13 protein-coding genes are annotated in these 12,120 nt (G+C 62.8%); 3 read left to right on the top strand and 10 right to left on the bottom strand.

Annotated elements, in window-relative coordinates:
* Nucleotides 1–4 precede the first annotated feature (4 nt).
* Nucleotides 5–1,696 carry a potassium channel protein gene (locus DARO_RS02585; protein WP_011286264.1) on the top strand — a complete coding sequence of 564 codons (1,692 nt, stop codon included), beginning with the start codon at nucleotides 5–7 and terminating at the stop codon, nucleotides 1,694–1,696.
* Between the two features lie 25 nt (nucleotides 1,697–1,721).
* Here the strand turns inward: DARO_RS02585 and DARO_RS02580 are convergent, their stop codons facing one another.
* The 10 genes from DARO_RS02580 to DARO_RS02535 all read right to left on the bottom strand — a co-directional run bounded on the left by DARO_RS02580 (nucleotide 1,722) and on the right by DARO_RS02535 (nucleotide 10,492).
* On the bottom strand, nucleotides 1,722–2,144 hold the full coding sequence (locus DARO_RS02580; protein WP_011286263.1) for a nuclear transport factor 2 family protein: 423 nt from the start codon (nucleotides 2,142–2,144) through the stop codon (nucleotides 1,722–1,724).
* Nucleotide 2,145: 1 nt separating this feature from the next.
* On the bottom strand, nucleotides 2,146–2,901 hold the full coding sequence (locus tag DARO_RS02575; RefSeq protein ID WP_011286262.1) for an SDR family NAD(P)-dependent oxidoreductase: 756 nt from the start codon (nucleotides 2,899–2,901) through the stop codon (nucleotides 2,146–2,148).
* Nucleotides 2,898–3,431, bottom strand: a complete 534-nt coding sequence (locus DARO_RS02570) for a DUF3833 domain-containing protein (protein WP_011286261.1) — start codon at nucleotides 3,429–3,431, stop codon at nucleotides 2,898–2,900. The genes DARO_RS02575 and DARO_RS02570 overlap by 4 nt, the downstream gene beginning before the upstream one ends.
* Nucleotides 3,428–4,651 (bottom strand): MFS transporter, encoded by a 1,224-nt coding sequence (locus DARO_RS02565; protein WP_011286260.1) that lies wholly within the window; start codon nucleotides 4,649–4,651, stop codon nucleotides 3,428–3,430. Before DARO_RS02565 ends, DARO_RS02570 begins: the two co-directional genes overlap by 4 nt.
* 654 nt (nucleotides 4,652–5,305) lie before the next feature.
* Nucleotides 5,306–5,857 (bottom strand): chalcone isomerase family protein, encoded by a 552-nt coding sequence (locus DARO_RS02560; RefSeq protein ID WP_011286259.1) that lies wholly within the window; start codon nucleotides 5,855–5,857, stop codon nucleotides 5,306–5,308.
* Nucleotides 5,826–7,010: an SAM-dependent methyltransferase gene (locus DARO_RS02555; RefSeq protein ID WP_011286258.1), complete on the bottom strand. Its 1,185-nt coding sequence runs from the start codon at nucleotides 7,008–7,010 to the stop codon at nucleotides 5,826–5,828. The genes DARO_RS02560 and DARO_RS02555 overlap by 32 nt, the downstream gene beginning before the upstream one ends.
* Nucleotides 7,007–7,771 (bottom strand): DUF1365 domain-containing protein, encoded by a 765-nt coding sequence (locus DARO_RS02550; protein ID WP_011286257.1) that lies wholly within the window; start codon nucleotides 7,769–7,771, stop codon nucleotides 7,007–7,009. The genes DARO_RS02555 and DARO_RS02550 overlap by 4 nt, the downstream gene beginning before the upstream one ends.
* A gap of 7 nt (nucleotides 7,772–7,778) precedes the next feature.
* Nucleotides 7,779–9,098, bottom strand: coding sequence for an FAD-dependent oxidoreductase (locus tag DARO_RS02545; RefSeq protein ID WP_011286256.1), 1,320 nt, complete (start codon nucleotides 9,096–9,098; stop codon nucleotides 7,779–7,781).
* Between the two features lie 10 nt (nucleotides 9,099–9,108).
* Nucleotides 9,109–9,909 (bottom strand): GTP cyclohydrolase FolE2, encoded by an 801-nt coding sequence (gene folE2 / locus DARO_RS02540; RefSeq protein WP_011286255.1) that lies wholly within the window; start codon nucleotides 9,907–9,909, stop codon nucleotides 9,109–9,111.
* Between the two features lie 25 nt (nucleotides 9,910–9,934).
* Nucleotides 9,935–10,492 carry a glutathione peroxidase gene (locus DARO_RS02535; RefSeq protein WP_011286254.1) on the bottom strand — a complete coding sequence of 186 codons (558 nt, stop codon included), beginning with the start codon at nucleotides 10,490–10,492 and terminating at the stop codon, nucleotides 9,935–9,937.
* Nucleotides 10,493–10,600: 108 nt separating this feature from the next.
* Here DARO_RS02535 and DARO_RS02530 point away from each other — a divergent pair, with 108 nt between their 5' ends.
* Together DARO_RS02530 and rfaE2 are read left to right on the top strand one after the other, a co-directional pair.
* Nucleotides 10,601–11,506, top strand: coding sequence for a MerR family transcriptional regulator (locus DARO_RS02530; protein WP_011286253.1), 906 nt, complete (start codon nucleotides 10,601–10,603; stop codon nucleotides 11,504–11,506).
* Nucleotides 11,507–11,608: 102 nt separating this feature from the next.
* Nucleotides 11,609–12,097 carry a D-glycero-beta-D-manno-heptose 1-phosphate adenylyltransferase gene (gene rfaE2, locus DARO_RS02525; protein ID WP_011286252.1) on the top strand — a complete coding sequence of 163 codons (489 nt, stop codon included), beginning with the start codon at nucleotides 11,609–11,611 and terminating at the stop codon, nucleotides 12,095–12,097.
* Nucleotides 12,098–12,120: the final 23 nt, after the last annotated feature.

Below are 12,120 nucleotides of genomic sequence, written 5' to 3'. Positions count from 1 at the left end.
GCGCGTGAACAGCGCTTTCTTCCTTGTCCTCCGGCGCATGCGGGCGCCGATCATTGTGCTGATCGTCATCTATGCGATCTCGGTGGTCGGTCTGACGCTGGTGCCCGGCGTCGATGCCGAAAGCAGGATGACGGCACCGCTCAGCTTCTTCCACGCCTTCTATTTCATCAGCTACACCGCAACCACCATCGGCTTCGGCGAGATTCCCGCTGCCTTTTCCGATGCCCAGCGCCTGTGGGTCACCGTCTGCATCTACCTGACCGTCGTCGGCTGGTCCTATTCGGTGGTCACGCTGATTGCCCTGCTGCAGGACAAGGGTTTCCAGAACACGCTGACCGCCAACCGCTTCACGCGTCGGGTTCGGCAGATCAAGCAGGACTTCTACCTGATTTGCGGTTGCGGCGAGACGGGCAGCCTGATCGCCCGGACCTTCGACCAGATCGGCCAGGCTTTCGTCGTCATCGAGAAAGACGAACTGCGGGTCGAAGAACTCGACCTGCTGGATTTCAAGACCGACACCCCCGCCTTTGCCGCCGATGCCCGCCAGCCCGACAACTTGCAACTGGCCGGTCTGATGCACCCGAAATGCCGCGGCGTACTGGCCATCACCAACGACGAGCAGGCCAATCTGGCCATCGCCATTGCCGTTCGCCTGCTCAACCCGGACATTCCGGTCATCGCCCGCGCCGAACAGGGCAGCATCGCCGCCAACATGGCCTCCTTCGGCACCGACTTCATCATCAATCCCTATGAACGTTTTGCTGACCGGCTGGCGCTGGCGGTTTCCTCCCCCGAACGTTTTCGCCTGATCGAGTTGCTGACCAGCCTGCCCGAATCGCCGATCCCGGAAACCCTGCGCCCGCCGCGCGGCCACTGGATACTCTGCGGCTACGGCCGTTTCGGGCATGCCGTCGCCGAGCGACTGCGCGGCACCGGCATCACGCTGACCATCATCGACCCAAGCGCCCCCGATGCCAACCGCGAGATTGCCGGCGACGGCACGGAAGCCAGCACCCTCCACCAGGCCGGCATCGAGCACGCGACGGGGATCGTCGCCGGCAGCCGCAACGACATCAACAATCTCTCGACCGCCATCACCGCCAGCGAGATCAAGCCCGATCTGTTTGTCGTCGCCCGCCAGAACCATGCCGCCAATAGCGCGCTATTCACCGCCTTTGACGCGGATTTCACCGTCTTGCCCAGTCGCATCATCGCCCAGGAATGCATTGCCATCCTGACGGCGCCACTGCTGGCCCGTTTTCTCGATCACGTCAGCCAACTGGCGGAGAGCCACTGCGAACAACTGGTCAAACGCCTGCAAGAAGCCAGCGGCGGCCTGACGCCAGTCATCTGGGACATTCGTCTCAATGCCGCCGAAGCCCCGGCCACCTGGCAGGCGCTGATGCACGACCGGAAAATCCGCCTCGGCGAAATCCTGATCGATGGCGCTGACCGCGACAGTCGCCTGCCCGCGGTCCCATTGCTGATCGAACGCGGCCGCGACTACGTTCTGCTTCCGGCCGATGACTTCCGGCTCGAAGCGGGTGACCAACTACTGTTCGCCAGTGCCTTATCCTCCCAACGCAAGCTTGAGCTGACCCTGAAAAATGCCAATGAACTCGACTACGTGCTCAGCGGCCAGGAAAACTCCGGCAGCCTGCTCGGCAAGCTACTGAAAGCCAACTCGCAGCCCTGAATCGGGAAGCGCACTTTGAGCTCCTTCAAGCAGCCAGCACCCGGCGCAAGCCGCGCATCAGGGTGCCAAGTCCGGGCAGCTTCATGTATAGCTCTTCGCCGGTATCCCAATAATCGCGGTGGTAATTGACCTTACCCTCAGCGTCGAACCTGAGGTGCGAAACGCCGCGCATGACCTGCGCTTTGCCCTTGCCCCACAGTCGAACCCGAAAATAGAACTCCCAGACCAGCATGGCACCATGCTGATCGACCACTTTCTCGGTGACGACAAAGCGTGGCTCGGCGACCTGGCCGAACATGTGAGTGAAGATGCGCTGGATGGCAGTAATGCCGCGCACCTCGTTGAACGGGTCCTTGAAATAGGCGTCGGCACTGTAGAACTCGGGAAAGCGGGCCACGCTGTCCGGAGCGAAGTCGTTGTAAAAGCAGATCAGCTGGTCGAGCGTCATATCAGCCTCCGGTAAAACGACGAATCAGCGGAAAGTACCAGCCATAGGGCAAATGGGCGAACAGCTTCATCAGGCGGGTAAAGCGCTTCGGAAAATGGATTTCGAAATTCCCTTTGCCGAAGCCGTCGACCATGGCCCGTGCCGCCTGTTCCGGCGTTTGCAGGGCGGGCATGGCGAAATCATTTCTGGCGGTCAGCTGGGTCGAGACAAATCCTGGGTTGATCACCCAGACGCCGATGCCCTTGGGCGCAAGATCGAGATGCAGCACTTCGGCAAAATGGATCAGCGCCGCCTTGCCCGGCCCGTAGCACAGCGCCTTGGGCAGGCCGCGGTAACCGGCGACACTGGCGACGAAAGCAATGCCACCGCCCGGCCTAAGATCGGCCAGAACGCTATCCGCAAGGCGCATGGCTCCGTTGAAATTAACGTCGATAACCCGCTCGGCCACAGCCAGATTGAAGTCGTCAGCCCGCATTGGCACATAGTCACCGGCCAGATAAACGACCAGGTCGACGCCGCCCCAGACTGCCAGCAAGCCTTGGCGTGTCGCGCCCAGACTGACCCGGTCGGTGGCATCACAGGGCAGAAGCAAGGCATCGCCAAGACCCAGCGCCAGCAACTTGTCGACGCTGCGCGCCGACAGGGCCAGCCGAGCACCGCGCCCGGCCAGTTCGCGGGCCAGGGCAGCACCGATACCGGATGAAGCGCCAAGCAGCCAGACTCGCTTGCCTTGCCAATCGGTGATTTTCGGATTCATGGCGCTGACTGCCGCTTGACGAAGCTCAGCGTCACTTCGCCCAGGTTGAAGCCCCATTTGGACATGTACGAGCGGTTCATCATTACCTTGTCGTCCATCAGGAACATCCAGTCGTCGAAGTCGACGTTGTAAACCTTGCCGTCGACCGGCAGCGCCAGCACATAACGCCAGCGCAGCGCATTGCCGGAGACTTCGCCGATTGCCTCGCCGATCACATCATCGGCCTTGCCTCGATAGGTGCCATCCGGCTGCCGGGTCAGCGTCCAGACACGACGCGAGGTGGTGCCATCGGACCATTTGAAGTGCTCGTCGAGCACGCCGACATCGCCGCTCCATTTGGCGTCAATGACCACGTGGAAGCGTTTCTTCACCTCGCCGGAGCGCCCCTGGAACATCCCCCAGGCGTCCAGCGTGCCATTCAGGTAGGTTTTCAGGTCGAGGGCCGGCTGTTCGGCGCGATATTGCTCGACGCCGGTCGAGGCACAGGCGGTCAGGCCGAGAGAAAACAGGGCAGCAGCAAGCAGTTTCATGATTCAGACTCCAGGGAATGGCGCCAGCGCCAGAGCAGGGCCGCGGCCAGCGCCTTGAAAGCGAGCGGTAACAGGGCGTAGGCAAAGGTCAGCGCCGGCAGACCGGCACTACTGCCCGGCACGTAGCCGAGCAGCGCCAGCAAGGGCAGGGAAAGCCCGGCGGCCAGCGCCAGGTTGAGTTTCGAGACAAAGTTCCAGACGCCAAAGCAGGCCCCCGGCTGCCCCTGACGCTCGCCAAGATCGGCGGCGATCGCTGACGGCAGCGCCAGATCGGCACCGAGCGTCAGCCCGGAAATGACACAGATAGCGGCAAACGTGGCGACATCATGAGCGCCGAGCAGACTGGCCCCGGCGAAAGCCAGGATCGCCAGCCCCATGGCCAGCCCCCAGGCGGCGACCCGACCAATGCGGCCGGCCAGGCGCACCCACACGGGTAAGGACGCGGCACCGGCAATGAAATACAAGGCCAGCAACGCTCCGCTGTTGGCTTCGGCCTGCAAGACATCGGCGACAAAAAAGAGGAAGAGCGTCGCTGGCAGCGCCGCGGCAATGCCATTGACGACAAAAACCAGCAGCAGGCGACGGAAGGCCAGATCGGCAAAGACGCGGCGCAGGCTGGGCAGGAGCGCCTGATTGCTGGCCGGCAAAGGCTGCCCGACCCCGACCCGGGAAAAGGTCGTGGCGGCCGCGATCAGCAGCAAGGGGGGCAATACCCAGCTCAGCCGGGCGATGCCATCGTTCAGGCTGGCGGCAAGCACCGTCGGCAACGCGGCGGCGAGCACGACGCCGAGCAGGCCAAAACCTTCCCGAGCAGCGGTCAGCCGGGTGCGTAGTGCCGAGTTGATGCCCACATCCGCCCCCCAGGCCTGATAGGCGACGGTCGCTGCGGAAAAACCGAGGTAAGTCAGGGCCAGCGAGGCGAGCAGCCAGAGCCCGACATTTTCAGCGGGCGGATTGAGCAGGGCGACGAAACCGAGCCCGAACGGCAGCAAAGCCAGCGCCACCATGCGCCGCCGCGATACGCGGTCGGCCAGCCAGCCCAGCCAGGGGTCGATCCCGGCGTCGAGCAACCGGGCGCCGAGCAGGATGAAGCCGAGCAGCGCCAGCGGCAGGCCGGCTGTTTCTGCGTAGAAACGCGGGACGTGGACGTAGATGGGCAGGGCGGCAAAGGCCAGCGGAAGCCCGAGCAGGCCATAGGCGAGGATGCGGGAGGGGGTCATGGGGATAGTGCTCCCATGGCCCTCGAAGCTTGATCAGCACATGGATTTTTAGGGTTACGCTCGTTCGACGGTTGTTTTTCGCGCTTGCGGCGCGCCGCACTTTCTTTTGCTTCGCCAAAAGAAAGTACGCAAAGAAAAGGCGACCCAAGGGCGGCGCCGGCTTCGCCGGTTTCCTGTGCTACTCGGTCTTCGCGGGCGCTGCGGAACTCGGGCCTACGGCCCTCAGACAGTCCTCGCGCTATTTCCGCGAAGCCCTGCGTTGCTCGGCGCCTTCCATGGGCCCCGGAAAATCGCCCCGAATCCAAAGAGTAGTCGCTTTGCAAAAATGTATTGTGTGTCGCATAGGTCGATCCATGACGCCTTTCGGGCCCCTTGCGAGGCGCTGAGCAACGCAGGCGGGCCGGGGGTAGTCGGCTTGCATTGTCTGAGCCGCAGGCGAGTTCTGGCAAGCCGCCCGGACTGCCGAGTAGCGCAAGGAACCCCGAAGGGGCGCCGAGCCAGGGTCGCCTTCTTCTTTGGCTACTTTCTTCTTGGCGACGCAAGAAGAAAGTAGCTCGCGCCGCAAGCGCGAAACCCGGCGGTTGAACCCGCAGGAAACCCGCACAAGGGTCTGAACCCAATTCAGCATAGGCGAGAACGCAACCGTTGCTCATCTCAGACCGCCGATCGCTTGAGCAGGGCCGCGCGCAAATCGGGCGCGCTGGTTTTCGGGTCGAGCCAAATGGCGAAGAAGGCTCGGGCGAAAACCGGATCGTCGATGCTGCCGAGCTGGCGATCATTGAAATGAAAGACGGCCGCCTCGGCACGATACTGGCCGATGATGTGGTCACCTGGCTTGACGTCCGGAAACAGCCGAGCCATCTGCTCACCCCAGCGCTTCAGGCTCACTTCATCGGCAATGCCGAGGTTGCGGATTTCCTTGACACTGGCTTCGGCAATGGCCTGTCCGGCAATATTTCGCTTGTAGGTCAGCTTCAGTGCCAGCGGCGGGCGCAAGGGGTCGTCGCCGGCCCACAGCGCGGCCTCGTAGACGAGAAAGCCGAAACGTCGGAATTCGCCGCTGCCCCAGCGACTCAGGCCGGCCATCGGGTCGGTGTCGGTGCTGGCGTAGGCCGACAACGGCGCAGCCGCCAGCGCCAGCAGCAGGCGCCGACGGCTGGTCGAGAGCACCGGCTCAGGAATGCGTGAGTTCGAACTGGACGACATCGATATTCCCGGCCAGGAAGCCAGCCTCGCAATAGCAGAGATACAGGTGCCACAGGCGACGGAAGTGCTCGTCAAAACCCAGCGCCGCGATCTGCGGCCACTTGGCCTCGAAGGCATGCCGCCATTCGGCCAGGGTGCGGGCGTAATCGAGGCCGAAGGCGTATTCGTTGCGCACGAGCAGCCCCTGTTTGGCCGCAGCGGCGCGGAACGCCTGCCGCGACGGCAGCATGCCGCCCGGGAAGACGTATTGCTGGATGAAATCGGTGCCCTTGCGATAACTGGCGAACAAATCGTCACGGATGGTGATGCTCTGGATCACCGCCCGGCCATCCTGCTTCAGCGCCTGAGCCACCGTCTTGAAATAGCCCGGCCAGAAACGTTCACCGACGGCCTCGAACATTTCAATCGAAACGACGTGATCGAACTGCTCCTGCGTATCCCGATAGTCCTGCAGGCGAAGATCGGCCGTCGGCACCCGCAGTTGGGCCCAGACCAGCTGAGCCGGCGACAGCGTCAAGCCGGTCACGGCCAGGCCGCGCTGCACGGCCTTTTCGGCAAAGCCGCCCCAGCCGCAACCAATTTCCAGCACGCGCTGCCCGGGTCCGGCCTTCAGGCAATTCAGGATGCGGTTGTACTTGGCATGCTGGGCGGCTTCCAGCGAGCCATCGTCCGCTTCACGATAAATGGCGGCCGAGTAGCTCATGGTCGGGTCGAGCCACAACTGGTAAAAGTCGTTGCCCAGATCGTAGTGCGCCATGATGTTGCGCTTGCTGCCGGCCCGGCTGTTGCGATTCAGCCAGTGACGGACGCGGGCCGCCAGCAGGTTGCGCCAGGAGCCATACACCGCCTTCTGCAGCGCGTCGCGGTTCCTCGCCAGCAGCCTGAGCAGGCCGGTGATGTCCGGCGAATCCCAGTGACCGTCGAGATAGGCCTCGGCCAATCCGATATCGCCGCGGGCCAGCACCATGCCGAACATGGCTTCGTCGTGCACCTGTAGCGTGACGCCGTGCTCGCCATTGCCAAACAGGGCGCAGGAACCGTCGGGCAAGCGCACTTCCAGCATGCCGCCCTGAATTTTTTCCAGCAGGTCGAAGACCAGACGGGTGTCGCGGGCCAGGCTTTGACTGCCGCTAAAGATCATCGTGTTGTTCATTTTGTCGATTCCCGGAGGGGTTGAGAGACATGGGCGCCACGGAAGGGCACCCCTTTCAGCCAGAGTTTCAGGGCTTGCCAGTGGATACGGAAAAGCACGCCGGCGGTCATCAAGGGCATGCGCAGGAAAGCACCGAGCAAGGTGGCTGCCCGCCAGGCCCGGGGTTTTCCGGAGATCGAGGTGAGCAGCAGCTCGCCCTCGGCATCGTCGTAGTCGATCCGGGCCAGCGGCACCGGCCGGTTCAGATGGAAGCGAAAGCGGTAGCCGCCTTCGATCTCGTTGAATGGCGAAACGTGGAAATCCTTGTCGGCCCGTAGTTCCTGGCCGTCGCGCAGCGGTGCGCCACCCGGGTTGTGCAGCAGGTAACTGCGGGTGCCGCCGAAGGTGTTGTTCACCTCGGCCAGCACGGCGATCAACTCGCCGGCCCGGTCATGGCAGAACCAGAAACTGACCGGGTTGAAGACCAGCCCGAAAACACGCGGGAAGGTCTGCAGCATGATTTCGCCATCGTCCGGCAGGCCGCGTTCGCGCAGCAGTGCCGTGATCCACGGCAAGAGCGGGCTGCCATCGCGCGCCCCATGATCCTTGCTGCGGAAGCTGAGAATGTTGCGCCGGTCGACGCTGAAAATTCCGCAATTCGTCGCGGCCAGATCGCGCACTGGCAGCTGGACATAGAACACCGGATAGACGAAGGCATTGACCACCGGGCGCAGGCGCCGGTGCATCACATGGCCGAGGAAGAGTTGCGGGCGGAAATTCATGGCAGCCTCAGGCGCTTTCCGTTTCCCGCAGCACTTCGGCGACACCCTGCCAGGGTGCGCTGACGCCCATGCCGTTGACCACACGCAATGCCGATTTCAGCCCATCCTCATGGAAGCCGTAGCTGCCCCAGGCGCCTGCCAGCCAGATACCGTTCTCGCCTTGCACCCCGGCCAGTTTCTGCTGGGCCGCAATGGCCGGGCCGTCGAAGATCGGGTGGGCGTAGTCGAATTCGGCCAGCACCTTGGCCGGGTCGGGTTCGCGCGCCGGATTCAGCGTCACGACAACCGGCGTCTTGAAAGGCAGCGGCTGCAGCTTGTTGATCAGGTAGGAGACGCCCACTGGCTGGTCACCCGGCTCGCCTTTGCCGGCGAAGTAATTCCAGGCCGACCACAGTTTTTCATCGCGCGGCAGCAGGACTCGGTCGGTATGCAGCACGGCGCGGTTCGGCTGGTAGCGGATGGCCGACAGCACCTCGCGCTGCGCATCGCTGGCCGTGAAGCCGAGGATGGCCAGGGCCTGATCGCTGTGACAGGCCATCACGACCTGGTCGAAATGCTCGCTGCCGGCGGCTCGAACCACGCGCAACCCCTCGGCCTCACGGGTCACGGCGCTGACCGGGCAGGCCAGGCGAATGATCGCGCCATTGGCGTCAAGCTCGGCGGCGATCTTCCGGACGTATTCGCGGCCGCCGCCTTTGACGGTGCGCCACATCGGCCGGTCGAAAACCTGCAGCAGGCCGTGGTTCTGGCAGAAGCGGATGAAGGTGGCGAGCGGCATGTCGAGCATCTGGCCGGTCGGGCACGACCAGATCGCCGCCGCCATCGGCAGCAGGTACCAGTCGGAGAAGGCGCTGGAATAGCGTCCGGCACTCAGAAAGTCGCGCAGGCTGCGCCGGTTGTCCGGATGCGTCGCCAGCCAGGCGCTGCTTTCACGATTGAAGCGCAGGATGTCGGACAACATGGCCCAGAATTTCCGGCGAACCAGATTGCGCTTCTGGCCGAAGACGGTGGCCAGGTTGCTGCCGGCCCATTCGAGATCGGGATTTTCCAGGCTGACTGCGAACGACATCTCGGTTTCGACGCTGTCGACACCGAGCAGCGCAAACATCGCAATCAGGTTCGGGTAGGTCTTTTCGTTGAACACCAGAAATCCGGTATCGACCGGATGCGACTTGCCTTCCAGCGCCACCTCGACGGTATTGGTATGGCCGCCGAGATAGGCGCCGGCCTCGAACAGCGTTACGTCATGCTGGCGGCTCAACAACCAGGCGGAAGCGAGCCCGGAGATGCCGGCGCCGACGACGGCGATACGTTGTCTTTTCACCATGATCTCCCTCTTACTCATTGCAGCCGTACAGTTCGGCGTAGGCCGAGTGGTTGTGGATGGACTCGAAGTTCTCGGAAGCCACCTTCCATTCGGCGATGCGCGGCTCGTTCATCAGGCGCAGCGCGATGTCGCGGACGAGGTCTTCGACGAACTTCGGGTTGTCGTAGGCACGCTCGGTCACCCACTTTTCGTCCGGCCGCTTCAACAGGCCGAAGACCTCGCAGGACGCCTCTTCCTCGGCAATACGCACCAGATCCTCGATGCTCATTGGCGAACGCAGTCGCGCCTCCAGCGTGATATGCGAACGCTGGTTGTGGGCGCCGTAATCGGAAATCTTCTTGGAGCAGGGGCACAGGCTGGTTACCGGCGCCACGACGCGCAGGGTCAACGTTGCGCTTTCCCATGCGCGCTGATCGACGATCAGCGTCGCATCGTAGTCGAGCAGGCTCTCGACACCGGAGACCGGCGCCATCTTGCGGATGAAGTAAGGGAAAGCCAGTTCAATGCGGCCACTGCTGGCATCCAGACGCAGCAGCATGTCGGCCATCATGCGCAGCAGGCCGACTTGCGTCAGAGGGCCAGTGCGGGCTTCGAGCAACTCGACGAAACGTGACATGTGCGTGCCCTTGACCTCAGGCGGCAAGCCGACGCTCATCGCAAAGGTCGCGACCGTGCTGGTCAATTCACCGGCCGCATTTTCCAGTTGCAGGGGATAGCGCAAGCCCTTGACGCCGACGCTCTGGATGGCGAGGCGGCGCGTATCGGCGGCGGCTTGGACGTCGGGCAGAAAGATGTTTTCCGGGGCATTCATGTTTGGCTCCTGGGGTTACGCTGGCTTATTTGAGGAATTCGTCGATTTTCTTCAGCAAGTCCTTGTCATCCGGCTTGGTGAAGCTGGTGTAGGCAACAACTTGCGTCGCATCGCGGTTGATCAGGTACTTGTGGAAATTCCACTTCGGCTTGCTGCCGGTGATCTCGGCCAGCTTCAGGTAGAACGGGTGAGCGCCCTTGCCCTTGACCACCGTCTTGCTGACCATCGGAAACTCGACGCCGTAGGTCAGCCGGCAGAAATCGGCAATTTCCTTCTCGCTGCCCGGTTCCTGTTCGCCAAAGTCATTGGATGGAAAACCAAGCACCACCAGGCCCTTGTCCTTGAGCCGGGCATACAGCTTTTCCAGCCCGTCGTATTGCGAGGTGAAACCGCAGTAGCTGGCCGTATTGACGACCAGAATGACCTTGCCGGCGTACTGGCAGAGCGGCATCGGCTTGCCATCCTGCAGGCTGGCGAAGCTGTGATTGAGCAGTGGCGGGCATTCAGCGGCAGCCGCAACAGGCACGACCCCCACCGTAATCAGGGCGGCAATTCCAAAGCAGCGTTTCAGGCTAGAGAACATGTTCAACTCCTCGTTCGATTTGTCCTAGACAAACAGGACGTTTGTTCGTAAGATAGCCAGCAAAAGTTGGCTTGTCAACGGTTTGTCTAACATTTGTTCAGGACAAATATGAATACTCCTAGTTTCAACATCGCCGCCGTTGAGCGGGATACCGGGCTTTCCAAGGACGTCCTCCGCATGTGGGAGCGGCGCTACGGATTTCCCGTGCCGGAACGCGACCTGAATGGCGAGCGTGTCTACCCGGCCGACCAGGTCGACCGCCTGCGTCTGATCAAACGCCTGATGGATCAGGGACATCGCCCAGGCAAACTGATCGCGACACCGGCCGAGGAATTGACGGCACTCGCCCCCCGCCGTGCCCGCGCCAGCGAAAGCATCCCGACCGGCGAAGGCGAGGACCTGACCGACCTGCTGGCACTGATCAAGCAACACGATGCCGCCGGCTATCAGCAGGCCATGCAGCAGCGACTCGCCCGCCAGGGTTTACAGCGTTTTGTCCAGGACACGGTTTCTCCGCTGACCCACCAGGTCGGTGAAGCCTGGGAAGACGGCAGCTTCGAAGTGTTCGAGGAGCATCTGTTCACCGAACTGACCAAGCGCCTGCTCCGTCAGGCCATCGCCGCCCTGTCCGGCGGCCCGCGCCGACCGCGCGTGCTGCTGACCAGCGTGCCGGATGAGACGCACATCCTCGGCCTGCTGATGGCGGAAGCCATGTTCGCGCTGGAGGGGGCCGAATGCATCCCGCTCGGCACGCAAATGCCCTTGCTGGAGATTGGTCGCGCGGCCGAAGCACACCGCGCCGACATCGTCGCTCTGTCCTTTTCGACCGCCTTCCCGCAACGACAAATTCCCGCCCTGTTGCAGCAACTGCGCATCGTTCTGCCGGACGGTATCGAGCTTTGGTGCGGCGGCGGCGGCATCGCCCGGCTCGCCGCACAGGACGGCATCCGCCTGATTCCTTCGCTGGACAGAGCGATCGATGAACTGAACGAGTGGCGCACCACCCACGCTTGAAAACCGGATTGCGCAGCAACCAGGCCGAACAGCAAGAATGCTTAATTTGATGCTCGGCCAACAGGCACTAAAATAGACACTTACTCCATTCGTAAAGCAGCCATGTCCTACGCCTCCCCTTCCTTCGAATCGAAAATCTGCCCGCCGCACCAGCTGGCTGCCAGAGCCGCCCAGTTAGACCACCCGCTGGTGTTCACCAACGGCTGTTTCGACATCCTGCACCGTGGCCATGTGACCTACCTGGCCCAGGCGGCCGCTCTCGGCACGAGCATGGTCGTCGCGCTGAATACCGATGCCTCGGTCAAGCGTCTGGGGAAGGGCGACGACCGTCCGGTCAATGCGCTGGAAGACCGCCTGGCGGTCATGGCCTCGCTGGCCTGCGTTTCGCTGGTCACCTGGTTCGATGAAGATACGCCGCTACAACGCATCCTCGAATGCCGCCCCGACATCCTGGTCAAGGGCGGCGACTGGCCGGTGGACAAGATCGTTGGCTGCAGCGAAGTCCGCGGCTGGGGTGGCACGGTGCATTCGATCCCCTTCATCCACCAGACATCGACGACGGCGCTACTGGAAAAGATCCGCCGCCTCTGAGGGCTGCATATCGCCAAGCGCGA

The organism is Dechloromonas aromatica RCB (assembly GCF_000012425.1).
Note: the sequence above shows the minus strand (reverse complement) of the source record. Positions and strands in the feature narration are given on the sequence as shown.